The 25360-nt window shown below is 54.5% G+C and carries 20 protein-coding genes; 6 read left to right on the top strand and 14 right to left on the bottom strand.

The window, feature by feature from the left end; genetic code table 11:
* Positions 1–3: 3 nt before the first annotated feature.
* Entirely contained in the window at positions 4–1128 is a 1125-nt protein-coding gene (locus tag MYS68_RS02685; RefSeq protein ID WP_248924343.1) for a mandelate racemase/muconate lactonizing enzyme family protein, read from the bottom strand.
* Between the two features lie 101 nt (positions 1129–1229).
* Entirely contained in the window at positions 1230–2249 is a 1020-nt protein-coding gene (locus MYS68_RS02680; RefSeq protein WP_248924342.1) for a LacI family DNA-binding transcriptional regulator, read from the bottom strand.
* A 172-nt stretch (positions 2250–2421) separates the two neighbouring features.
* Between MYS68_RS02680 and MYS68_RS02675 the strand changes: the two genes are divergently transcribed.
* From MYS68_RS02675 to MYS68_RS02665, 3 genes are read left to right on the top strand one after another with little or no spacing between them, the layout of a single operon-like run.
* Complete coding sequence (locus MYS68_RS02675; RefSeq protein ID WP_248924341.1) at positions 2422–3522, top strand: GerAB/ArcD/ProY family transporter; 1101 nt, start codon at positions 2422–2424, stop codon at positions 3520–3522.
* Positions 3509–4969 (top strand): spore germination protein, encoded by a 1461-nt coding sequence (locus tag MYS68_RS02670; protein ID WP_248924340.1) that lies wholly within the window; start codon positions 3509–3511, stop codon positions 4967–4969. Before MYS68_RS02675 ends, MYS68_RS02670 begins: the two co-directional genes overlap by 14 nt.
* Entirely contained in the window at positions 4966–6129 is a 1164-nt protein-coding gene (locus tag MYS68_RS02665; protein WP_248924339.1) for a Ger(x)C family spore germination protein, read from the top strand. The genes MYS68_RS02670 and MYS68_RS02665 overlap by 4 nt, the downstream gene beginning before the upstream one ends.
* 22 nt (positions 6130–6151) lie before the next feature.
* Here MYS68_RS02665 and MYS68_RS02660 read toward each other — a convergent pair whose 3' ends face one another.
* From MYS68_RS02660 to MYS68_RS02625, 8 genes are all read right to left on the bottom strand, one after another.
* On the bottom strand, positions 6152–7609 hold the full coding sequence (locus MYS68_RS02660) for a CoA-acylating methylmalonate-semialdehyde dehydrogenase (protein ID WP_248924338.1): 1458 nt from the start codon (positions 7607–7609) through the stop codon (positions 6152–6154).
* Between the two features lie 26 nt (positions 7610–7635).
* On the bottom strand, positions 7636–8631 hold the full coding sequence (gene iolC / locus MYS68_RS02655; RefSeq protein WP_275983417.1) for a 5-dehydro-2-deoxygluconokinase: 996 nt from the start codon (positions 8629–8631) through the stop codon (positions 7636–7638).
* A complete protein-coding gene (iolB, locus tag MYS68_RS02650; RefSeq protein ID WP_248924337.1) occupies positions 8628–9476 on the bottom strand; it encodes a 5-deoxy-glucuronate isomerase in 849 nt (282 codons plus the stop codon). Before iolB ends, iolC begins: the two co-directional genes overlap by 4 nt.
* Before the next feature lie 24 nt (positions 9477–9500).
* The gene (locus tag MYS68_RS02645; RefSeq protein WP_248924336.1) at positions 9501–10322 is read right to left on the bottom strand and encodes a carbohydrate ABC transporter permease; all 822 of its coding nucleotides are present in this window, start codon (positions 10320–10322) and stop codon (positions 9501–9503) included.
* A gap of 3 nt (positions 10323–10325) precedes the next feature.
* Positions 10326–11234, bottom strand: coding sequence for a carbohydrate ABC transporter permease (locus MYS68_RS02640; protein ID WP_248924335.1), 909 nt, complete (start codon positions 11232–11234; stop codon positions 10326–10328).
* Positions 11235–11310: 76 nt separating this feature from the next.
* Entirely contained in the window at positions 11311–12639 is a 1329-nt protein-coding gene (locus MYS68_RS02635) for an ABC transporter substrate-binding protein (RefSeq protein ID WP_248924334.1), read from the bottom strand.
* A 33-nt stretch (positions 12640–12672) separates the two neighbouring features.
* Entirely contained in the window at positions 12673–13824 is a 1152-nt protein-coding gene (locus MYS68_RS02630) for a diphosphate--fructose-6-phosphate 1-phosphotransferase (protein WP_248924333.1), read from the bottom strand.
* An 8-nt stretch (positions 13825–13832) separates the two neighbouring features.
* Positions 13833–14621 carry a DeoR/GlpR family DNA-binding transcription regulator gene (locus MYS68_RS02625; protein WP_248924332.1) on the bottom strand — a complete coding sequence of 263 codons (789 nt, stop codon included), beginning with the start codon at positions 14619–14621 and terminating at the stop codon, positions 13833–13835.
* A 208-nt stretch (positions 14622–14829) separates the two neighbouring features.
* Between MYS68_RS02625 and tkt the strand changes: the two genes are divergently transcribed.
* Both tkt and fba read left to right on the top strand, forming a co-directional pair.
* A complete protein-coding gene (gene tkt, locus MYS68_RS02620) occupies positions 14830–16839 on the top strand; it encodes a transketolase (protein ID WP_248924331.1) in 2010 nt (669 codons plus the stop codon).
* A gap of 30 nt (positions 16840–16869) precedes the next feature.
* Positions 16870–17718 (top strand): class II fructose-1,6-bisphosphate aldolase, encoded by an 849-nt coding sequence (gene fba / locus MYS68_RS02615; protein WP_248924330.1) that lies wholly within the window; start codon positions 16870–16872, stop codon positions 17716–17718.
* An 85-nt stretch (positions 17719–17803) separates the two neighbouring features.
* On the opposite strand, the gene MYS68_RS02610 is transcribed toward fba, so the two are convergent.
* Complete coding sequence (locus tag MYS68_RS02610; protein ID WP_248924329.1) at positions 17804–19876, bottom strand: HelD family protein; 2073 nt, start codon at positions 19874–19876, stop codon at positions 17804–17806.
* 967 nt (positions 19877–20843) lie between these two features.
* Here MYS68_RS02610 and MYS68_RS02605 point away from each other — a divergent pair.
* Positions 20844–21386, top strand: a complete 543-nt coding sequence (locus MYS68_RS02605; protein WP_248924328.1) for a DUF3231 family protein — start codon at positions 20844–20846, stop codon at positions 21384–21386.
* An 83-nt stretch (positions 21387–21469) separates the two neighbouring features.
* Here the strand turns inward: MYS68_RS02605 and MYS68_RS02600 are convergent, their stop codons facing one another.
* The 3 genes from MYS68_RS02600 to MYS68_RS02590 are packed head-to-tail and all read right to left on the bottom strand — an operon-like array spanning position 21470 to position 25352.
* Entirely contained in the window at positions 21470–22429 is a 960-nt protein-coding gene (locus MYS68_RS02600) for a D-2-hydroxyacid dehydrogenase (RefSeq protein WP_248924327.1), read from the bottom strand.
* Positions 22430–22456: 27 nt separating this feature from the next.
* Positions 22457–23788 carry an MFS transporter gene (locus MYS68_RS02595; RefSeq protein WP_248924326.1) on the bottom strand — a complete coding sequence of 444 codons (1332 nt, stop codon included), beginning with the start codon at positions 23786–23788 and terminating at the stop codon, positions 22457–22459.
* Positions 23789–23843: 55 nt separating this feature from the next.
* Complete coding sequence (locus tag MYS68_RS02590) at positions 23844–25352, bottom strand: xylulokinase (RefSeq protein ID WP_248924325.1); 1509 nt, start codon at positions 25350–25352, stop codon at positions 23844–23846.
* Between the last annotated feature and the right edge of the window lie 8 nt (positions 25353–25360).

Here is a 25360-nt window from a genome sequence, read left to right as displayed (position 1 = left end):
CCCTTATTTGTCTAACCGGTGTTTATTGATAACGTTCCAGTCGAGTTTCACCCCGAAGCCCGGATCGCTTGGGATTTCATAATATCCGCCGCGGAACGGATTGCGGTCCGCGATAAGGCTGTAGAACATCGGATCGCGGTCCGGATGGAAAACTTCGAGGAAAGTTCCCGTCGGCGCCGAACCGAGCAAATGGGCGGAAATTTGCGGCTCCTCGTGATGCGCCATCTCGAAGCCGAGCGCCGCAGCCGCGCCCGCGACCTGCCGCCACACCGTAGGCCCGCCGCTCCAGCTCGCATCGTAATTGCACACGTCGATCGATCCGTTCATCATGAACTCGATGCATTTGGCCGGAGACACCTCGCTTTGTCCGGCGGCGACCGGAATGCCCGACATCATGCGGATATCGCGCATCGCGTCCTTGTCGTAGCTCCACCGGCACGGCTCCTCGAACCAGCGGATATTGTAATCCCTGATGCCGAGCGCAAACTTCAAAGCGTCCTTGCGGGACCAGCCCTGATTGGCGTCGACGGCGAGGATGAAATCGTCGCCGGCCGCCTTGCGGGCGATTTCGACGCGTTTGATATCGACCTCCGGCGATCTGCCGCCGACTTTGAATTTGCAGGCGGCGACGCCCATTTCTTTGTAATTTTCGATATCCTGCCGAATCGCCTTCTCGTCGCAATCGACGCCCTCGGTGTAGTAGCCACCGATCAGCATGACCGGAAGCGATGTTTTGTCACCGCCCCAAAGCTTCACCAAAGGTGCCTGCAGCGTTTTGCCTATCGCATCGTGAACCGCGCTGTCCACACATGAGAGCGCATTCAAGGCGATTTTGCGATCGGCCAAAATGTTATATGTAAGCGGATAAATTTTTTGCCAGATGAGGTTCGAGTCGAACACATTCTCTCCGACGATACGCGGAGCGATATCCTCGCGGATCATCTTGACGATCGCATCCAGATGATCGAGCTCGTCGCCGTTATAAATTTCGCCGGCGATGCCATCCTCCGTTTCGATCCGCGTCACGACCGTAACCCGATGGCTCATAAAATAATTGCTGCCTTTATAAACTTTGTTCAAAGGCATTTTAACCGGAATCGCTTCCACATGTTTGATTCGAGATTTCATTGCTCTCTCCCCCTGAGAATGATGATCGATATATGATTTTTCTGAAAATGGGAAACGTTTCCGATTTGCTTTAAAAAAAATTGCCGTGTCCCGCATCCGTTTCAAACCGGCCGGCACGATTCCCTGACGATAAATTCCGTCGGCACGATAACCGGCTTCAAAGTACCGTACAGATCAGGCTCATCCAGATACTTCAGCAGCACTCTGGCCACGCTGGCCCCCATTTCCAAAAGCGGCCTTCTGATCACCGTCACGGGAGGATTCAGCAGCTTCGTCAGCTCGTAATCTTCGACCGTGATGATCGACAAATCCTTCGGATACTCGAGTCCGTTATCCCTCATCGTCTGCAGGATGCCGTGAAACATCTGGTTGTTCAGCGAGATGAGCGCGGTAATATGGCCCCGCTGTATTTCAGGCAGCAGATCGAGCATGATGAGCCGGCCGGATTCGTCGGAAAAGCGCCCCTCGCGGATCAGGCCGTCGCCTGCCGTTTTGCCGAAGCTTGCAAACGCTTCTTTATACGCCTGAATGCTGACCTTGGTCGGCCGGATTTTCCGGCTGCCTCCGACCAGCGCGATCCCTTCGTGCCCCAGGGAAAGCAAATAACTTACCGCTTTTTTCACCGAAGAGTAGTAATCCGTCATAATGCCGGACGCGAGGCCCGGAATGTCGCGGTCCAAAGTGACGATAGGGATTTTCACGCCTTCGAAAAGCTTCTGCAGCTCTTCGTCATCTTCGCGCGGAACGGAAAGAATGATCCCGTCAAAATTGCGCCCGGACAAAAACGATGCGATTTTATCCACGACATTGGTATGGCCGATATCGCACAAGGATAACGTGTAGCCCGAGTCTTCCAGCTCGTTTTGAATGCCTTTGGCAATTTGCGTAAACGATACGTTGGAAATATCGATAAAGAAGGCGATGCTTTTGTACTTGTTGGAACGCATGCTTTGCGCCGTCTGGTCGGGAATGTAGCCGAGCTGCTGAATGCTTTCGAATATTTTCTTCTTCGTCTTCAAGCTGATTCCGGGCGCCCCGTTAATCGCGCGGGATACGGTCCCCAGCCCGACGCCGGCGTGAAGGGCGACATCCTTGATGGTCACTTTCGGCTTATTGTTCATTCCATGCACCATTCCTTACGTTTTGGAAACGTTTCCTGTTTTTATTATGGCACCGCCCTTTTACTTTTGTCAATACATAATTCGTAAATATTTATACATAAACATTCATTGTTTTAAACATACTACCGGACATACGGATTCTAACTTTTTCCATCGCCGTTCGGAGAACTTTATGCAGAGACTTGCGAAAATAACCGCTTTCCAAATGTACTGCGCGCTGACACTTTCGATCGGCCTCAACAATCACGTGCTGCAGATCCCCGTTTTATTACAGCTCGCAAAAAGGGACGCCTGGGCGGGCGTCGCCTGCTCCTTTTTGCCTGCCATCGTTTGGACCTGCATGCTGTATGCGGTCGTGAAAAGGACCGGAAACCGCAAGCTGACGGAAATGTTAAAGCAGCGCTTCGGCAAGGCCGTCGGCACGGGAGCCGTGCTTATGATCGGCTGCTACTGTCTGGTACATACCTTCGTCACTCTTCATGATATGGTGAACTGGACAAAAGTGTCTTATTTGCCGCAAACGCCGAAATCGGTTATCGGCATCACGTTTGCCGCACTTTGTTTTTTTGCCGCGAAAGCCGGAATAAGAGCGATTGCCATTACGTCCGGCCTGCTGCTGCCTGGGGTTGTTTTGCTCGGCTTGTTCGTAATGAGCGCCAATTTTCAATACAAGGACTATACCCTGCTGCTTCCTCTTTTTACCCACGGTTATATGCCGGCAATCAAGGCCGGGTTTTATTCGCTCGGAGGGTCGCTGGAGCTTGTTCTTATTCTTGCTATGCAGCAGCACCTGTCTTCGGCGGTGCGGATTTCATCGCTGCTGGGGTTATCCGCATTCCTGATCGTACTGACGCTCGGACCGCTCATTGGCGCCATCGCCATTTTCGGTCTGTTCGAAGCGGCCAGCATGCGTTACCCGGCTTTCGAACAGAGGCGAATGGTGCAGATCGGGAAATATTTGTCCCATCTGGACTTTTTCTCTATTTATCAGTGGATATCGGGGGCTTTCATCCGGGTTTCGCTGCTGCTGTTTCTGGCCGTCGACGTGACCGGATTCGAAAAACGAAGCCGCACGAAGCTGCTCGCCGCCCTTTGTGCCGTTATTCTCGCGTTGACACTGTTTCCGTGGGACGACATGACGCTGCTGCGGTGGGTGAGGCATGCGCTGTTCCCGGTTTCGTTCGGAATGAACCTGGTTCTGTTTTTGTTCCTGTTCGCGGCAATCGTCATATTCAATAAACGAAAGGAGGAAACGGGTGATGCCGGCTGTTGACGAACGCCAGCTTCGCGATTCGTTTGCCCGGGCGGAAGATGTCGCCATCGCTGAATTTCGCTTCGAGTCGCCTTCTGCTCCGGTTCGCGTACTTTTGCTGTATAGCGAAGGACTCGCCGATACGAAACAAATCGACCAGTCGGTGCTTCCGCATCTGAAAACGATGCTGCGAGAGACGGAGCGAATCGACGAATCGGCCTTGCTTACCGGAATGACGCTGCAGCTTCAGCCGGTTTCCGGCCCGGACGAGCTCGGTACGGTCACGAAACGCGTCTTCTCCGGAGAACTGGTGCTGTTTTTCGAAGAAGCGGGACTTCTGTACTCCGTTGATATTTCGAACCCGCCGAACCGGCAGCCGGAGGAATCGAGCTCCGAATCGTCGATCAAAGGACCGCGCGACTCTTTTACGGAAAACGTAGCTACGAACGTTGCCTTGATCCGCAAGCGGATGAAGACGCGTTCCCTTTGCTGCGAAAAGTTCGAGATCGGCGAAAGGAGCCGGACATCGGTTGCCCTGCTGTATTTGGCGGATGTGGCGCGGCCTGACGTCATAGAGGAAGCGAGAGGGAGGCTGCGGAGCTTGAAAGTGGACGGCCTGCTCAGCAGCGGCCAGCTGGAAGAGGGCTTGTCAGGCAAAAAGATCAGCTTGTTCCCGCTGCTCGACTATACCGGCCGTCCCGAATATGTGGCGGACTGTCTGCTCAGAGGCCGTTTCGCCGTGCTTGTCGACGGTTCCCCGATGGCGGTCATCGCGCCGGCCAACCTGATGCTGACTTTGAAATCGGCGGAGGATGTGCATTTTCCGTTTTATTATGTGTCGATGGAGCGCTTGCTGCGGTTTGCCGGGCTGATCGTTTCGACCTTTCTCCCCGGATTTTGGCTTGCCTTGATCGCTTACAATGTGGATCAACTTCCGTTTCCGCTTGTCGCGACGATCTCTTCCTCGAGGCTGGGACTTCCGTTATCCGGACCGATGGATTTCATTCTCATGCTGCTGCTGTTCGAGCTGTTCCGCGAAGCCGGCATGCGGCTGCCCAAGGCGGTCGGACAAACCGTTACCGTCGTCGGCGGACTCATCGTCGGAGATGCGGCGATTCGGGCCGGCATTACGAGCCCGACGACGCTCGTTATAACTTCGATTTCAACGATTTCGATGTTTACCGTCGTCAATCAGACGCTCGCCGGAACGGTTTCCGTGCTGCGGGTCGCCATTCTTCTCGTATCCGGCTTCCTGGGCATATACGGCTTTATGCTGTGCATGATAGGGCTTGCTTTGTATTTATCGACGCTGGAGTCGTTCGGGGTTCCGTATATGGCCCCGCTTTCCCCGCCCAAATTCAGGGAAATCCCCGGTGCCTTGCTGGCAAAACCTTGGAAGACCGCCAAACGGCGGCCGTTCTTTTTGAAAACCAGGGACAAAACCCGCCGGGGAGGCGGTTCCGCATGATCCGTAAAATATTGCGGCTCGCCGCCGTCACTGCGCTTTTGTCGCTGCTGGCGGGGTGCTGGGATATCAAGACGATCCAGGATATGAACTATTTTACGGCGCTCGGCATCGATTTCAAGGACGGGCGTTATATCGTTTACGCTCAGATGCTCGACTTCTCGAGCGTCGCCAAGCAGGAAGGCGCCAAGATGAGCGGGTCCCCCTCCATCTGGTCCGGCCATGAGGAAGGAATCAGCGTCGGGGACGCCACAGCCAAGCTTTACAAAACGTCCCAGCAGCGGGTATTTTGGGGGCATGTCACCAGCATCGTCATGACGGAAAACGCGCTCAGGCAAGGAATCATCCCTAATCTCGACAGTCTGCTGCGCTATAACGAAACCCGCTACATCCAGTGGGTATACGCCACCCGGGAACCGATCGACCGACTGTTCACCGTCGAACCATTCTTCAGCTTGTCTCCGCTCGCCTCCATTTTGGCGCAGCCGCTGGAAAATTTCCAGCAGTTTTCTTATATACGGCCCATTCGTCTGAACAGGGCGTTTGTCCGGCTGCGTGAGCCGGGCTACACCCTGCTGCTGCCCTCGTTAAGCATCAATACGACGACATGGAAAAAAAATAACGAGCCCGACCCGAAGCTGGCGGTGAACGGCGTTTACGCCATAGGAAGCGGAAATACTGTCAAGTGGTTCGGCGAAGACAAGCTTCCCGGACTGCGCTGGTTGGAGGAAAAAACAAACCGCACCATGTTTATGCTGTACGAGGAAGGGGAAGCTGCGGCCAAAATTACGGCGGAAAAACCGCAGGCTAAAATCATCCCGCACGCCGGCGGGGATTCGCCCTCTTTTACAATCCGCCTCCAATGCAGGGCTTTCCTCTCCGAGCAGCTGCGCCCGATGAAAGAATCCACGATCGAAAAGAAAGCGGCCGGCGCCATTCGTTCCGAAATCGAGCGCACGTTCGCGGAGGGCAAAAAAAGCTCTGTCGATTTGTACAGTCTTGAGCACAGGTTGTACCGCGACGCTTTTCCGCTCTGGAGCAAGCTCACCCAAAACGGCGCCGCCCCTCTGAGCGATTACTCGCTGGACCGCATCGATATCGATGTTAAACTTATCCATTCGGGCATGTATAAAGAGAACAAGCAGCAGCAGCAGCAGTATTGATGGCTCCTTTAGCCCAAATCTTCTAGTACCGCGCGACGATCATTTTTTTGCGCGTATAAAACTCGACTCCGTCTCTGCCGTTGGCATGCAGATCCCCGTAAAACGACTTTTTGTAGCCGGAAAAAGGGAAAAAGGCCATCGGCGCGGGAACGCCGACATTGACGCCGAGCATTCCGGCGTCGATCCGCTCGCGGTAATGGCGGACCGCTTTGGCGCTGTCCGTGTAAATGCAGCCGCCGTTGGCGAATTCGGAACGGTTTGCGATGTCAATCGCTTCGTCCAAGGTTTGCGCCCTGACGACGGACAGCACCGGAGCGAAAATTTCGTCCCGCCAAATTTTCATGCCCGTCTGCACGCGGTCGAAAATGGTCGGCCCGACGAAGAAGCCGTTTCCTCCGAGCTTCTCCGGCAGCTCGCGGCCGTCCAGCACAAGCGAGGCGCCTTCGGCAACCCCCGATTCGATATACTGCAAGGTGCGCGCCTTATGGGACTCGCGGATAACCGGCCCGAGGAATACGCCCTGCTCGAGCCCGTTGCCGATCACGATCCGGCCGGCGGCCTCCTTAAGCCGTGCAACCAGTGCGTCGGCCACTTCGCCGACCGCCACGACTACGGAAGCCGCCATGCAGCGCTCTCCCGCGGAGCCGAACGCCGCGTTAATAATCTCTTTGACCGCCAGGTCCAGGTTGGCGTCCGGCATGACGATGGAATGGTTTTTCGCCCCGGCCAGCGCCTGCACCCTCTTGCCGTGCGCCGCCGCCGTTTTATACACGTATTCGGCCACCGGCTGCGAGCCGACGAAGGAAATGGCGCTCACCTGTTCATTTTCCAGGAGGCCGTTCACCACATCGTGCGCCCCGTGCACCACGTTCAGCACGCCGTCCGGCAGCCCGGCCTCGGCAAACAGCTCGGCAAGCCTGTTTGCCAGCAGCGGCGTCCTCTCCGACGGCTTGAGCACAAACGTATTGCCGCAGGCGATCGCCAGCGGGAACATCCAGCACGGCACCATCATCGGAAAGTTGAACGGCGTGATGCCTCCGACGACGCCGAGCGGATAGCGGTACATGCCCGACTCCAGGCCTGTGGCGATATCCGGAAGCACGCTGCCCATCATCAGCGTCGGAGCACCTGCGGCGAATTCCACGCATTCGATGCCCCGCTGCACCTCGCCGTACGCTTCGCTGTAGCTTTTGCCGTTCTCCTTCGTCACGAGCTGCGCCAGCTCTTCCCAATGCGCGACGAGCAGCTGCTGGTATTTGAACAGCACTTTCGCTCTGCGGGGCACCGGCACCCGGCTCCATTCGCGGAACGCTTCCCTTGCTGCCGCCACCGCCTGATCGAGCTCCGCCCGCGATGACAGCGGAACCATGGCGAGTATTTCCCCGGTAGCCGGATTCGGCACCGGCTCGGTTTTGCCGGAGGTGGAATCCGTCCATTTCCCTCCGATCCAGTTTGGCAATACGGATACGGCATCGGTCATCTCTCTTCACTCCTCTTTATTTTTAATCAGGCTAACGCTTTGCCGTATTTGTCGATGACGGCCCGGATGTCTTCTACGGTCGGCATCGCCTCGGAGCTGCTGTGGCTCGACACGACGATCGATGCGGACGCCGCCCCGAACTGCTGGCTTTTCTCGACGCTCCATCCGTTCATCAGGCCGTAAATAAAGGCGCCTGCAAACGAGTCCCCTGCCCCGAACGTTTTGACGACATTCGCGGGGAACGTTGTCCCTTGATAGCAGCCGTCGTCCCGAACGTAGGCGCGCGAGCCGTCCCCGCCGTGCTTCACGAGGACGATTTGCGCGCGGTGGCGGAACCACTCCTCCGCCGTGGCCTGGTCGTCGCGCCGCAGCGGCCCCATGACGGCCTCCAGCAGATCGAACTCCTCGCGCCCGCCGAGGATGACGTCGCTTTTTTCCGCGACAAGCCTGCAATAAATGCCGGTTTCCTCCTTGGATTTCCATGTCCATGGCCGGTAATCGATGTCGAAAATGACGACGACGTTATGTTTTCTCGCCAAGTCGACGGCCAGAAACACCGCTTCGCGCGAAGGGCTTTGCGCCAACGCCGTGCCGGAGATGAGCACCGCTTTCGCCTGCCGGATGTAATCCTCCTTGATGTCGCCCGGCTCCAGCTTCAGATCGGCGACGTTGTCGCGGTACATAAGGATGCTGCACTCCTCCGGCGATTTGATTTCCGTGAAGGCAAGCCCCGTCACGCTGCCCGACTTGTCTGTGATGACGTGGGAAGTGTCGATGCCGCGCTCCCGCAAATAATTCGTGATGAACCGGCCGTGCTGATCGTCCGCCACCCTGCCGATGAAGCCGGCTTTCAGGCCGAGGCGCGCCAGCGCAATCGCAATATTGGCCGGCGATCCTCCGACATACTTGGTGAACGTTCTCGTCTCCTCCATCGGCCTGTGAATTTCGTTGGCATTCAGATCGATGCACAGCCGGCCCACACCGATCACATCGATCGGTCTGTTTGAATCGAAACGGATCATTTTGATGTTGCCTCCCCTTCCGCCGGCTGTTTTTTCCACTGTTCGAAAATCCATTCGTGGTCCTTGTCGTTCTTGAACTTCCACGTCCGCACAGGTCCCGCCATCACGTTCAAATAATACAGATCATATCCCGGCGGGGCTGAGACCGGATGGTATCCCTTAGGGACAAGCACCGCGTCGCCGTCCCGCACGATCATCGTCTCGTCAAGCGTGAGGTCGTCCGTATACACCCGCTGGACGGCAAAGCCGTGCTCCGGCTTCACCTTGTGGTAGTAGGTCTCCTCCAAAAACGATTCTTCCGGCAGATTGAGCTGATCGTGCTTATGCGGAGGGTAGCTGGACCAATGCCCGTTCGGCGTATAAACCTCGACGACGAGCAGGCTGTCCGCAGGCGACGATTCGGGCAATATGTTGTGAATCCAGCGTTCCGTATTGCCTTGCCCTCTTGGCTCCGCTCCGACTTCCGCCGGAGGGATGAGCCGCGCAGGGTATGTGCCTTTCCCCGGCGCGGAGCATACCGCGAGCTCCAGATCCGTTACAGCTTCGACCGTGAAGTTGTCTCCGGAAGGAACATACACGGAGTAAGGCGGAACGCGATCAAAGACGCTCGCACGCTCACCGATGCCCTCCCATCGCTTTTCCTGCGTCGCTACATTCGCCTTGCCGCCGAGCAGGACAAGGCACACCTCCTTGCTTTCGGTCGCGCGCTGCATCGTCTGCCCGCGAAGCAGGCGGACGACTTCAAAGCCGACGTATTCCCAGCCGGCCGATTCCGGGGTGACGGACAGCACGGTGCCGCCACCCGGCGCGTCCGTCGATTTGACGATCAATCGGGATGCATTCATGGTTTCTCTCTCTCCTTATTCACGTTATTTCACACTGCCTGCGGTTAAGCCCTGCAGGAAATATTTTTGCAGGAATAAAAACACTAAGATGAGCGGTACGCTGGCCATAAAGGAAAGCGCCATCAGCTGGTTCCATTCCGTCGTATACTCTCCGATCAGCATGCCGATCCCGATCGTCAGCGGTCTCACATTGACCGTATTGGTCAGCACCACCGCAAACAGGAATTCGTTCCACGCGAGGATGAACGTATACACTCCCGTTGCGATGAGACCCGGCAGGCTGGGCGGGATGATGATCGAGAAGAAGGTGCGCAGCGCGCCGCAGCCGTCGATCGTCGCCGCCTCGTCCAGCTCGCGGGGGATCGTGCCGATAAAATCGCGCATCATCATGATCGAAAACGGCAGCGCAAACGAGGTATACGCCAAAATCATCGCAAAATACGTGTTGTACAGTCCCACCCGCGTGATGAACAGGAAATACGGTATGCTGAGCAGCACCATCGGAAACATTTGCGTCAGCAGCACGTAGAGCAGCATCGCCCTTTTGCCTTTGAACGAAAATCGGGAAAATCCGTATCCCGCCAGCGAAGCGAACAGGATGCACAGAAACGTCACGGCGATGGCGATGATATAGCTGTTCACGAACAGCCGCACCAGATTCGGATTTTTGAGCACGGAGCGGAACGCATCCAGCGTCGGATGCTCCGGAATCCACCTGAGCGGCATCGCAAACACTTCCTGGTTCGCGCGTAGCGAAATGCTGACCATCCAGGCGATCGGCAGCATGACGATGCTGGCCAGAACGATCAGAGACAAATACGTGAAAAATGCGTGCCTTCTCTTCATCGTTCAATTCGACTCCTTTCCGAGCGACGCTTTTAAGTAGAAAGCGGAAGCCAGCACCATCACGAGCAGCATGAAAATCGCCGTCGCCGAAGCGTATCCGAAGTTCAGCGTGCGGAAAGCGAACTGGTACACGTAGGTGGATAGCACCTCCGTCGCGTTCATCGGACCGCCGCCGGTCATCAGGAAGATCAGGTCGAACGAGCGGAAGTTCCAGATGATCTCGAGGATCGTCAGCGTCAGCAAAATGTTTCTCAGCTGCGGCAGGGTGACGTAGAACAGACGCTGGAAAAATCCCGCCCCGTCGATGTCCGACGCTTCGTACAAATCTTTGGAGATCGTCTGCAGCCCGGCTAGCAGCATCAGCATCATGAATGGGAACCCTCTCCAAACATTGGCGAAAATGACGCCGACGATAGCAAGCTGCTCGTGGCTGAGCCATGCCGTTTGTCCGAGTTGCTCCAGTCCGACGGACTTCAGCATCCAGTTCAGCAGGCCGAACGGATTCAGGATCAGCATCCATGCCGCAGCGACGACCGTGGAGGAAAACAGCCACGGAAACATCAGGATCGATCGGAACACGCCCCGCACTTTCGAGTTGATCGATTGATTGAGCAGCAGCGCGAGCGTTAAACCGGCTATTAACCCTCCGGCCACGCTGGCAAACGTAAAGATGAGCGTATTTTTCAAGGCGTTCCAAAATAAAGGATCGTGAAGGAACGCGCTGTAGTTGGCGGTTCCCGAAAATACGGGCCGCGATTTCACCGAATAATCGTAAAAGCTCATCTGGATAACCTGGAACAACGGGTATCCGGTCAACAGGACGAGCATGACCATCGCGGGCAGCACAAACGAGACTTTTCTAAAAAAATCGATGGCTGTATTCGTGGAGCGGTTCCATGTCGTTCGCTGCATACCCGTCATACTCCTTGCTTCAGATTGGTGTGCTCTCATGCCCTCACCTCCGGGGGGAAGAAGCCCATCCGCTTCGTTATTTTTTTTCTATTTTTTGAAAAGCTTCGTTCCATTTCGCTGCCGCGTCGTCGAGCGCTTGCTGCGCCGTCTTTTTGCCGGTCAGGAAGTTCTGCACTTCGACGGTAAACAGCTTTCTCAAATCGTTCGCCTGCGGCAGGAAATTGTCGATCACCTCGACGCGGTCCGCTTTTTCGAACTGATCGACGAACACTTTCAAATAAGGATCTTTCTGGAAAAAGTCGTCCTTCATCGTCACCTTGTTGTACGGGAAGAAGTTGGTCGCTTTATCCCAGAGCAGCTGACCTTCGGCGCTTCCCATAAACTCGATGAATTTCCACGCGGCGTCCTTGTTTTTCCCTTTGGCGGCAAGCCCGAGCACCGAGCCCTGGGCGACCGTGCCCGACACTTTGCCTTTGGGCAGCGGAGCGACGCCGAAATCGAGATTCGGGTTCGCCTTCTTCTGAATCGCCACGCCCCACGGTCCTTCGAACATGAAGGCGACGTTGCCCGCGCTGAAGTTGGCCCGCTTCTCCTTCTCACCGGCGCTCAGCTCGCCCGGCGTCGTCACCTTATGGTCCTTGATCAGGCTCTTGTAAAAATTAAGCGCCTCCACGCCTTCCTTCGTGTTGAAGGCCGCCTTGTTGTTGTCGATAATTTTGCCGCCGGCCTGCAAAATGAAAGGAAACACCTCGTACGAAATGACGGTCGGCGGCTCGGCGACGATGTTGCCGGTCAGCGCGTACCGGTTTTTGGACGGGTCCGTCAGCTTCTTGGACGCTTCGACGAATTCGTCCCACGTGGTCGGCACCTTGACGTTCGCTTCCTGCAGCAGCTTCTTGTTGTAAAACAGCGCGATATTGCCGTTCGTAATCGGGATGCCGTAACGTTTGCCTTTGTATGGGAGCGACATCGGCCCTTGAATCGCATCCTGATAGTCCTTGGGCAGCTTGTTGATGTAATCGTCGAGCGGAGCGATGATGCCGGCTTCCGCAAATTCCGACAGCCATGCGCCCGAAACGGTAATAATATCCGGCGGCATGCCCGCGAGATCGAGCGAGACGATTTTGTCGTGCTCCTGGGCAAACGGCAGGTCGTCGATGATCAGCTCGATGTCCGGATTTTTTTGCTCGAACGCTTTCTTTACTTCGTTGATTTTGTCCGGCCCTTGCTCGTTGACCCAATGCTGCAGCCAATGAATTTGTGTCTTGCCGCCGGTTTTGGCCTCCTGAGTCCCGGGTGCCGGCTTCGTTCCGCCGGCATCCGGGGCGGTTGTCGCCGGAGGGGAACAAGCGGCGAGCAGCAGTGCGAGTGACGATACGGATGTAATAACGCGAAGTGCTTTCATACGTGTTGCCTCCCTTTTTGTTGTTGGTGCTGCTTATAGTATGACAGGGCGAATGATTTGCCCATCAACTAACGGAAGAATGTAATCGATAAACGCCGGGGTCGGCATCTGTCTTTGCGCATCCCAGTAATGTGCCGGGAGCGGCCTCTCCTTGCCGGCAATATGTTCGAGGTCCGCCCAATCGATGCGGCACTCATACGGCGAATCGGAGACGCGGTCCAAGGTGACCATGCCGCCGGAGTATCCTTCGGCCGCGAAGCGGACCGCTTCTGCGCCGAGCCTGTATGCCTCCGACAAATCGCACTCGGAAGCCATGCAGCTCGCGGTGCGGTATAACGTGCCGGGCGACGTCACTCTCGTTTTCAGACCGAGACGCTGCTTCACTTCGCCGGCCAGCTTGTAGCTGATCCCGCCGTTGTAGCCGCTTCTCGGGTGGCCGAGCGCCGCATCCGAGCGCAAACCGGGGATTTTCAAATGGTCGGGAACGATCATCATGACGCTTCCCGTTTTGCTGTATACGGTTTCAATTTGCGCCAGCATCTCCTCCAGACGCACTTCCTGCTCCGGCATATAGACGATCTGCGGATAGTCCGCCTCGTCCCTCTTGGCAATCGCAGTCGCTGCGGCAAGCCACCCGGAGTTGCCGCCCATCACCTCGACGATTTCCACCTTGTCGTACGATTTCATGGAAGCCATGTCCATGCCGATCCATTGAACCATATGCGAAACGAATTTGGCAGCGCTTCCAAACCCCGGCGTATGGTCGATGCCGTACAGATCGTTGTCGATCGTTTTCGGAATATGTACGAATTGAATGTTTATCCCGTTTTGCACGGCATGCCGGTGCAACTCTTTTACGGTCCGTGACGAGCCGTTGCCGCCGATGTAGCAAAAGATGCCGACGTTTAGCTCCTTCAGCTTCTCCGCGATGGCGGCCACCTCGTTTTCCGTCAGCGAATGCCTGGAGCCTCCGAGGATGGCTCCAGGCTGCTGCGACGCTCGCCGGATATCTTCCGCTTTCTCGTGAAGGTGTACCAAATCATCGTGCAAAATGCCCTCCACTCCGTTGCGGGAGCCGTATATTTTGTCGACGGCCTCCATACCGAGAGCTTTCTCAACCGCCCCCCGCAAGGACATATTGATGACCGGGGTGGGCCCGCCGGACTGCGCGATCATAACGTTCATCGTTCATGTCATCCCCTTTCGGCAACCAGGATGCGGCACTTTTGCTCAAATTGACGTTTGATTTCCGGATCGACGGTCCAATCCGTAATGATGGTATGGGATTCGTCAAGCGGGGCAAACTGAATCGAACCGATGTAGTTCAGCTTCGACGCGTCCGCCAGCCAGTATATCTCCCTCCCCGATTTCATCAAAATCTTCTTTACGTCCGCCTCCAAAAAATCGTGACCCGAAAAACCGTGCGTGATCGATACCCCGGTGACCCCGATGAATACCTTGTCGGCATAGACGTTCATCAGGCTTTGCTCGATAAACGGGTTCAGCAGCGTCGTCGTCCGCGAACGGAACACTCCGCCTGTAATTACCGTCGTGATGCCGTCCTTCTCCTCAAGCTCCTCCGCGATGTTGACCGCCGTGACGATGGCGGTTACGCCTTTCTTTCCGTCCATATGCTTCGCGACATGAAGCCCTGTGGAGCCCGCATCGATAATGATCGTTTCGTCATCTTGGACGAGTGAAGCCGCCAGCCTGCCGATCGCCTGCTTTTCTTCTCTGTTTTTCGCAAGCTGCTTGGAAAAGCGGTCGTTCAGATAGGTCGTATTCGCCTCAAGCTGGTTTTCGATTAGCTTCGCGCCGCCCCGGATCCGCAAAATCAGGTTGGTGCTGCTTTCGATATGCTCCAGATCGCGGCGTGCGGTAATCTCCGAAATATTAAGTTCCTTGACGATTTCAGCGATGCTGATCGTTTTCTTTTCCTTGAGCAGTTCAAGAATCGCGTTATGGCGTTTTTCAGGAATCATTGGGTTATCCTCATTTCAAGATCCGATTGATAACGATCACAAATGATAATTTTTGATCGCAAAGCCATTATACTATGAACATTTTTGGTTTGTAAACCGTTTCCTCGGAAATATTTTGATTGATTTAACGTTTTTATTTGATTATTATTGATACGAAATGATAATTTTTGATCGTTACGCGATCGAAATTGATGGGAGGAGTTCAGAAATGGAGGCAGTCGCAAAAAATATCGATCAATTGGCGGTGGATGCAATCCGCATGCTTTCGATCGACGCCGTTGAGAAGGCGAATTCGGGCCATCCCGGCATGCCGATGGGGGCCGCTCCGATGGCTTACACGCTGTGGACCCGCATTTTGAATCAAAACGGCGCCAACCCCCGCTGGTTTAACCGGGACCGGTTCGTGCTTTCCGCCGGCCACGGCTCCATGCTGCTGTACAGCCTGCTGCACCTCGGCGGCTTCGGCCTGACGATGGACGACATCAAAAGCTTCCGGCAATGGGGGAGCAAAACGCCGGGCCACCCCGAATACGGCCATACTCCCGGCGTGGAGGCGACGACAGGCCCTCTCGGCCAGGGCGTGGCTATGGCGGTGGGGATGGCGATGGCTGAGCGGTATTTGGCGGCGGCGTACAACCGCGACGGCTACGAAGTCGTCGATCATTATACGTATTCGCTTTGCGGAGACGGGGACTTGATGGAGGGCGTCGGCCAGGAGGCCGCCTCCTTGGCGGGGCATTTGAAGCTCGGCCGGCTCATCGTGCTTTATGACGCCAATAACATCTCGCTGGACGGCGACATCGGCTTCACGTTTACCGAAGATGTGCAGAAGCGGTTTGAAGCGTACGGCTGGCAGACGCTGCATGTTCGGGACGGCAACGATCTCGACGCGATCGAGCAGGCGGTGCTTGAAGCGAAGCAGGAACGCGGGAAGCCGTCGCTTATCGTCGTGCAAACGACGATCGGCTACGGGAGCCCCAACAAAGGAGGGAAATCCGCCTCCCATGGCGCTCCGCTCGGCGCGAGCGAGGTCGAACTCGTCAGAAAAAACTATGGCTGGCCGCATGAGCCATTTCATATTCCACAGGAAGTAAGAGAGCATTTCGCCCGCCTGAACGAAAAAGGTGCCGGAGCCGAGGCGAAATGGAACGAGCTTTGGCAGCGTTACCAATCGGCGTTTCCCGAGCTGGCGGAGGAGCTGGAGCAAGCCATCAACCATGAGCTGCCCGCAGGCTGGGATGCGGAGCTGCCGGTCTACTCGCCGGGGCAAGGGCTGCGCTCCACCCGCCAAGCCTCCGAGGATGTGCTGAACGCGATTGCGAAAAAAATCCGCTTTCTGCTCGGCGGATCGGCCGACCTGGCGTCGTCCAACAAAACGCTGATCAGGGGCTCCGCCGCTTTCGGCCCGGACGATTACAAAGGCCGCAACATCTGGTACGGCGTTCGCGAATTTGCGATGGGCGCGATCATGAACGGCCTGTCGCTGCATGGCGGCATCAAGACGTATGGCGGAACGTTTCTCGTGTTCTCGGATTACATGCGTCCGGCGATGAGGCTCTCCGCGCTGATGAATCAGCCCGTCGTTTACGTATTCACGCACGACAGCATCGCTTACGGCGAGGACGGCCCTACGCATCAGCCGATCGAACATATCCCTTCGCTTAGGCTCATGCCGAACATGCTGGTGATCCGGCCGGCCGACGCGAACGAAACGGCTGCGGCTTATCGCTATGCGTTCGGCCAGCATCGGCGCCCGGTTTCGATGATCCTGTCGAGGCAGGATCTGCCGATCCTCGAAGGCACGGCCGAGTCGGCGGCACTGCTGGCCCGAGGAGCCTACGTGCTGTACGACGCGGATAACGGAAACCCGGACATCGTGCTGATGGCATCCGGTTCGGAAGTCAGCCTGATCCGCGAAGCGTATCTCGCGCTCCAAGCCAGAGGGCTGTCCGTGCGCGTCGTCAGCATGCCGTGTCTGGAGCTGTTCGAGGAGCAGCCGCGGGCTTACAGGAATTCGGTCATCCCCCCTTCGGCCAAGCTGCGGGTAGCCGTCGAGATGGCCCACCCTTCCGGCTGGGAACGTTACGTCGGGGAAAACGGCTTCGTCCTGGGCATCGACCGTTTCGGCGCATCGGCTCCGGGCGACAAAATGATGCAGGAATACGGCTTTACGGCCGAACATCTGGTTGAGAGAGTGGAATCGTTTTTGGGCAAATAGGCAAAAAAATCGTACTGGAGGTTATGGCATATGCAACTCGTTCCGTTGACATCGATGCTGACAAAAGCCAAAGAGGAAAAATACGCGGTAGGCCATTTTAATTTGATCAATCTGGAGTTTACCCAGGCGATTGCCGAAGTCGCCCACGAGGAAAGGTCCCCCGTCATTTTCGGCGTTGGTGAGGCGACGATCCGCTATATGGGGCTCGATTATGTGTCGGCCATCGCCAAAACGGCCGCCCGCAGAATCGACGTGCCCGTCGCTCTTCATCTGGATCACGGCAGCAGCTTCGAAGTTGTGATCCAGTGCATTCGCGCCGGCTTTTCCTCCGTCATGTTCGACGGCTCCCATTATCCGCTGGAGGAAAATATACGGCTTACCCGCAAAGTGGTGGAAGCCGCCCATGCGGCAGGCGTTTCCGTAGAAGGCGAACTCGGCACGATCGGCGGCACCGAAGATGACCGGACGGTCGAGGAAAGCGCACTTGTGAGCCCCGAGGAGGCCATTTCATTCTGGAACGAGACCAAGGTGGACGCGCTCGCCATAGCGGTGGGCACCGCCCACGGCTTGTACAAGAGCGAACCCCGCATCCGCTGCGACATCATTTCCAAAGTGTCCGCAGCCATCAAAGCGCCGATCGTGCTGCATGGCGGCTCCGGCGTGCCGGACTCCGCCATACAAGAAGCCATCCGGGCTGGGGTCGGCAAAATCAACGTCAACACCGAAAACCAGGTCGCCTTCACCGGACAAGTCCGCACGCTGCTGAACGAAAACAGCGAGCTGTTCGACGCGCGCGGATATTTGGGACCGGCACGGGCGGCTGTCAAAGATGTGGTCAGGGAAAAAATAAGATTGTTCGGGAGCAATGGGAAATATTGATTCCGCACATGAGAACCCCCCCCCCGGAAGACATTTCCGGGGGTTTTGAACATAGCGAGCATTATCTTTTATTTTTCCGTTTGATTTATTTAGATGAATCCGCATCATTGCCGAGGAACGAAGACGGCTCCCCGGAATAAGTGACATTCAGCTTGTGGGTCGCCCGCGTGCAGGCGATATACAGCAAACTTCTGTCCAGTTCGGTCCGGTAATTCGCTTGATCGGCAAACGGCACGATGACCTGGTCAAACTCAAGCCCTTTCGCCAAATGCGCGCAAGCGACGATAATGCCGCTGCGGAACTGCTCGCTGTGGAAATCAAGCAAATCTATATCCGGATAGAGCTGGTTCATTTCCGCGTATACCCGCTCCGCTTCCTTCTGCGTTTTGCAAATGATGCCGAGGGACTGGTACCCCGACGTCGCGACAAGGCCGACCAGCCTGCTGATTTCCGCAAGTTCGCCCGCTCTGCCGCCGCATCTCGCAATAACCGGAGGTTCTCCGTGCCGCTCGATCGGGATGAGCTTGTCGTTTTTCTTGATGCTTTGGGCAAAATTCGTGATCTCGACGGTGGAACGGTAGCTTCTGCACAGCTCGATCGTGTCCGCATGGGGAAAAACTTTCTTGATGATCGTCAGCGAGGAAGAGGAATACGGGTTTACCGATTGGCCGCTGTCGCCTAATATCGTTTTCTTGCAGGGGAACCATTTGGCCAAAACCGCATATTGGACGGGCGTATAGTCTTGCATTTCGTCGACCAGCAGATGTTTGACCTGATCGTAGGCGGCGGCGCCTTCGTAATAAAACTTCACGTATACGAGCGGGAACACATCCGCATATTCCAGCGTTTTCGGCCCTTTCCATTGGAACAGCTCCGGCTTGCCGATATGTTCGTAAAAGTGCTTGTATAATGAGAGAGCGTCCTGGAACCTGTACATTTTTTTGACGGCCGTTTTTATTTTTTTGACCGACGAGTTATTCAGCTTATTTCCTTCCTTGTCTCTGCGGCCGGCGGCAAGCGACGCTGCCAGCTTGTCCCACCGCTGCGCTGCGGGCAATCTTTTCAAGGAATTGTAGCCGTTCAATATGTCACCCCGGGAAAAAACGGTGCCGTTTAATTCAAAGTCCTTCGCCTCGAAAAAATGTTCATCCGCGTATTGCAGATAAGCTTCCAGCTCATCCGTGAAACGGACGGTCGCTTTATAGCCGATGCGCTCGGCGAAGCGGTCGTCTCCTTGCTCGATCAGCTCCGCGACCTGCTCGTAAAACGTTTGGAACTTGCAAATGCCCGCAAGCTCGCGAGCGGCCAGCTCCTCGAAACCGACTTCCATGATTTTTTCCTCGCCCAGCTCCGGCAGCACTCCCGAGATATAATCGGAAAACACCTTGTTCGGCGAAATGATCAGCACGTTCCGCGAGGTCAGCGTTTCTTTGTTCCGGTACAGCAAAAAGGCTACCCGGTGCAGGGCGATCGACGTTTTTCCGGAACCGGCGACTCCCTGGATGATCAGCTCGGACGATGTTTCGTTGCGAATGATGACGTTTTGCTCCTTTTGAATCGTGGCGACGATGTTTTTCATTTTTTCGTCCGTCGTCTGGCTAAGTTCCTTTTGCAGCACATCGTCGCTGATGTTCATGGAGCTTTCCAGCATATACTCCATTTCGCCGTTTTTGATTTTGTACTGCCGCTTCAGCTTGATTTCGCCTTCCACCGTTCCCATCGGCGCCTCGTAAAAAGCTTTTCCCGCCTCGAAATCGTAAAACATGCTGGACACGGGAGAGCGCCAATCGTAGATCAGATCGGCGTCGTTATCATCTGCAAAAGAATGAATGCCGATGTAAAACTGTTCCGTTTTCGCTTTATCCCCCGGTGCAAAGTCCACGCGACCGAAGTATGGGGATTGCAGCAGCTTTTGAATTTTCGTCCGCTGGGCTATCGCTCTGTTTCCGGAGTCGATCGCCAGCGAAATGTCCACCCGGTTTGCGGCCCTTTCGGCCGGGTCCAGTTGGCTCATGTTCTGCCATACGTATTTTTTTGCTTCGATCACTTCCCTGTATGACGAAGATACTTGCCGCTCCAGCTCATCCAGCGCACGCTGAAGTTTTGCGAGCACGGCGTTCAAATATTGTCTTTCTTCGGTTTCCGTTCGATTAAGCATCGGTATACCTCCTCATCGATTTGGAATACCTATAAGTATAAAAAAATCACGAAAAAAATATAGACTTTTTCTTACGGCTGTAGTATTATATTTTGATCGTGGGTCCAACGGAAATTTTACATTATTTGGCAAGTGATACGCCCTAATCTTAGGGACACCTCCTAAATCTGGGTGACACCCCCTAAATCCCCCTAAAGGGGGACCCCAGGCGCTTGGGCGCCCTGGACCCGCCCTGTTTGCGTAACTGCTCGCTGCTAGTTCGCGTTTGTCCGGCATGGATTTTTTGCTTTCAGGCAAAAAATCCTATGCCGGACACGCTGTACTTTTGCGCGGTGCCTTGGGTGCTGCAAAGTGCCTCGTGCTCGCGGTTGTCTGCCATGGTTTGCTGGTGCAAACCTACGTCAGACACGCTCTACTTCACTTCAATGTGGTGCGATAGTTGGAGTGAACTATTTGCCGGCACAAACCTATGTCGGACACGTCCTACTTCGGGGCATCTTTAAATTCACTTTAACTGATATCGGAGCTGTACATCGGTCTATGAAACGAACCGAATGTACACTCCGTTTTTACTTCTAGGGTCGGACACAGTTCGTCCGCTTCGGAAACAGGAGCTCCCCGGCAAAATCGCGCCTTAATATCGATCACTGACTCCGACGTGGATGCCAATTTCAGCCGCCTATCCATTCGTTATTTTTATATGATTTTTCAGATACAATCGTTGGGCTTGACGCAAAAAGAAAATTTATATCTGATTTTTCATACATATTGTTCGGTTTTATTGTCCCGGCGGAAATATGTATATGATTTTTCATACACATTGGTCTGTTTTACGATCTTGGCGTAACTTCTATACGATATTTCATACAGAATCCACACGTAGAAACCGGCGCCCCCCTCCTCTACTCGATTTATAAAATTCGCAAAGTATAGGAAAGATAGTAAAAGACGAATGGAGGGAATCCGGATGAATTGGTTTGAGGTCATTAAGGATGCGATCGAGCCGTTTCTGGACGGAGAAAAACAGCCGCTGCATGTCGGCGAAGTGATGAATTTGTGGTATTATTTGGCCGGGACGCAGCATGCCATGCGGGGCGAGCAGGTTGCTTTGAACACCGTTAAAAACGAAGAATTAAAAAAGCATTTTCAGGATTTGCAAAAAATTCACAAGAGCGTCAGGGACGATATTATCGCTTTGTTTCAAAAGGAAGGGATACCTCAGCCGAGGGTAACTCCCCCCAAAAACCAAGCTGTCTTCGCAAATATCCCCGACGATGCAAAGTTTTCCGACGAGGAAGCCGCCCAGCTTGTTTCGGAAAACCTCGTTTTGGCCATCACCTTTGCGGCACGGGGCATAACAGAGGCTGGCCGCTCCGATGTGGCCGCCATGTTTGCGAAATTTATGTCGCTGAAAACAGCCTTTGCCATTACCTTTAAAGATTTTCTTAAAAGACAGGGCTGGCTGATTCTCCCGCCGGCATACCATAGTGAACTGATCGGGTCCAAGTAAAAAGCGATCGCAAGAAAATCATTAAAAAAAGAGCTTATCACAGTCGGGCGACTGGCAATAAGCTCCTTTTTTACACGCCGCGTCTATTTATTGACTACATTCTTCATAGTCCCAGAAATAAAGGCCCGAATATTATCCACCGCAGTGTTCAGCAATCTGGACCTTGCTTCTTTAGTCGCCCAAGCGATGTGCGGGGTGATGATGCAATTGTTTGCTTTGAATAACGGGTTCGAGCCGTGAGGCGGCTCGACGGACAAAACATCCAGCCCCGCACCGGCGATGACTCCCCGGTTCAAGGCATCGGCCAAATCTTCGTCCACGAGCAGCTTGCCCCGTGCGGTATTAATAAGAAACGCAGTGCTCTTCATGCCCGCTAAGCTGGCTTTGTTGATCATCCCTTCCGTTTCGGGCGTTAGCGGACAATGAAGGCTGACTACGTCCGACACTTCGAGCAGTTCGGAAAGCCGGGCCCAACGAAAGTTTGGAAAAGGGGTGCTTTCCGCCATCGTCCTTTTGAAAGCCACAATTTTCATGCCGAAGGCCAAACCTATCCGCGCAACTTGTTCCCCAATCTGCCCGTAGCCGACAATTCCTAAGGTTTTGCCGGCAAGCTCAACGAGAGGCGTCTTCCAGAAGCACCAATCCTTACCGGCCGCCCATTCGCCGCTGCGCACGGCATCGCTGTGAAGCTTAACATTTTGGCACAGCTCGAGCAGCAGGGCAAATACCATTTGGGCTACGGAATCCGTTCCATATCCCGGTACGTTGGTGACGACGACATTGCGTTGTTTGGCAAAATTGACATCCACTACATCGTAACCGGTTGCCAGCACCCCGATATACTGTAAGTCGGATAGTTTCGCTAAAATTTCGGCATGCAGAGGCGTTTTGTTAGTCAGCAGAATATCGGCCCCCGATGCCCTTTCCAAAACCAAATCCGGCGGTGTTCTTTCGTAGATGCTGACATTGCCGAGCTTTTCGAGCCCCTGCCAGCTTAAATCTCCGGGATTAAGAGTATACCCGTCAAGAATGACAATGTTCACGCATACCTTCCTTTCATTCTGTGCAACTTATTTTTGAACGGCTTCTTCCAAAGTCAAGATCAGCATGAAACCGAGCATCAACAAGGCCGCAAAAAATCCGAAGGCCAAGTTATAACTGTTGGTTGCGTCAAGAAGGGCGCCGACAATCATCGGGGAGAAAAATCCGCCGAGATTGCCCCCGCTATTGACAATAGCGATGGCAACAGGATACGTCTCTCTTGTCGTTAACCCCATGGGATACGCCGTGAACGCCGGCCAACCGATATTCAGGAAGAAACCCGCCAGAAGCAAGCTCGCACTGATCACCGTCACGTTATCCGGCACGTTGATCACGACAATCATCATAATCGCCGTGGCCAGAGCGGTCAGAAGCATGGTCGGTTTGCGTCTTTTCAGAAATACTTTATCGGATAACCATCCGCCCAGTAGCGCTCCGCACAAACCGCCGATTGCCGGGGTGGAAGAAACGAAACCCATCTTCATAAACGAGTACCCTTTTGCGTTAACCAAATACGAAGGCACCCAAGTTAACATTCCATAAACGACGCTGTTCATTAAGAAATAAGTAACGGTATTGCCCAAAATGTTCCACGATTTAAACAAATTTTTGACATTCGAAATGCGTTCGACTTGCTTATACCGGATCAATTTATCCAGCCAGCCAAATGATTTTTGATCGACGGACTGTGTGTCGGCCGCTTCGCTTTGACGGATATATTCCAATTCGCCCTGCGAAACACGAGAGCTTTCCTCGGGTTTCGTTCTTACCAGCAAATACCATACCGCAGCCAGAATGATTCCCGGAACGGCAAACCAATAGAAAACGCTGCGCCAGCCGTAAGCGATTGCAATCCATGTGGCAACAATCGGTACAATAATGGGAGCCAGTTGTGTAGATGCGATATAAACGCCGGTGGCGGTCGCTTTTTCTTTTGCAGGGAACCATTGGTTGATCGTAGACGTCATACTTACCGGCGCAGGACCTTCCGTCACGCCAAGAGCGAGGCGCAGCCACTTCAAGCTGGCCGCATTGCCGATGGTTCCCATCAGAAAGGTTACAGCGGAAAATCCAAGCACGGCCAAAGAAACGATGCCGCGCGACCCTTTCTTGCCTAACCAAAAGCCCGCCGGTATTTGAGTAATCGCGTACCCCAGGAAGAAAAAACTTGCGATGGCGCCGGACTCGAAGTTGTTTAAGGTGAACTCCTTTTTTAAGAACGGCAGCACGACGCCAATGTTGGTTCGGTCCGCCATACAGACGGTATATACGCAAAAAATAACGGCAAGCACTACCCAACGGTAACCCGATCTCTTCTTCACTCCAGGAATAATATTAGCTTGAGATTCCGGCATTGCCATATTTCTCATCATCCCCATTTTTAATTTTTGCGAGCGCTTTCATAAATCGAATGATTTACTGCACCTTATTTCTCAATAAAGAAGATTTGGCAAAAAAGTTCCGCAGGGAAGGATACAATTCGTTGAATAATTGGTACCGCTGTTCGTAAAATTCGCTCAAACGCTCATCCGGCTCCGCTTTATACAAGACCTTCCCGATTGAAGGAACCGCCTCCTGAAGACTGCTGCTGAATCCGACGGCATTTCCGGCCAGCCGGGCCGCGCCGCAAACTGCCGACTCGGATACCTCCTGTACATAAATGCCTTTGCCGAGCACCGTCGATTTGATCTGCGTCCAATGGCGGTTTTTGGCGCCTCCGCCGATCGATTTGAATTCGCTGCAAGGGAGTGCGTAGACCTGGTCCAGGATTTCATAGATTTGTCTTAGGCCGTATGCGCACCCTTCGTAAATCGCCTGCAGCATGTCGGCCTTCGTCGAGGTCAGATCGAGTCCTGCAAAGGTACCCCGCGCATGAATATCCCAAATCGGGGTCCGTTCCCCGAACATGTAGGGAAGGAAATACAAGCCGTTGGCCCCGGGCCGCGAACTTAGGGCGAGTTCGTCCAAGATGGAACGGCTCCGCTGTTCGGCAGCGGTCAGGAAAGTTTCCTTGAACCAGCGGATGGTGGAGCCGGGAGTGGACATGGCGCCATGCGACAACCAGCGATTTTTCAAGATGTGGCACCGGTTCATGAAACGCGGATCGAACCGGTCCGGCTGATCGCTGCATACAGTTAACACATTCGACGTTCCGACCGATTCGAAAAGCTCGCCGGGCTGCAGTCCCAGCGCCAGGGAGGAACATGCCGTATCGGCCCCCCCGGCGACGACGGGGACGGGCCCGAGGGGGAGATCGCTTGAGGCCAGAAGCCTGCCTACGATCTCGCTCGGAGCTACTACCTCGGGGAGCAGACGTTCGTCGATTCCATACCGGTCCGTCAGCTCGGACGACCATTGATATCGCGCCACATCGTATAAAGACGTATAAGAAGCCTGCGTCCAATCGAGCACGAAAGCGCCTGTAAGCTTATACAGGATGAATGACGACAAATGCCCCCATTTGTGCGTTTTGCGATATAATTCGGGACGATGGTTCCTCACCCATAACAAAGTTGTTGCAGAAAACATTCCCGGCTCGATCCGATTTTTGGTAATGGCAAAGCGCATTTCTTCGGGTACGTTCTGCCGTATCCAATCGGCTTCCTCCGAACTCCGTTGATCCATGTACATGATGCCGTTGCACAGCGGTCTACCCGTCTCATCCATAAATACGGAGGCGTTGCAGAAGCAGGATATGGAAATAGCCTCTATTTCTCCGCCATGATCTCTCGCTTGCCTGCATACTTTGGCTGCAAGCTTATGAACGAGCTCCCAAATCAGCTCCAGATCAATTTCCACCCATCCCGGTTGGGGAAATAGGAGAGAGTACGGCTCATATTCCAACCATGCAAGATGCCCTTCCCGATCAAACGCTCCCACTTTAATTCCGCTGGAACCGATATCTATTCCTATTACGTGAGACATATGCTCCC

Origin of the sequence: Paenibacillus hamazuiensis (assembly GCF_023276405.1) — a bacterium.
Taxonomy (GTDB): Bacteria; Bacillota; Bacilli; order Paenibacillales; family NBRC-103111; genus Paenibacillus_AF; species Paenibacillus_AF hamazuiensis.
This window is presented reverse-complemented; position numbering and strand designations above follow the sequence as displayed.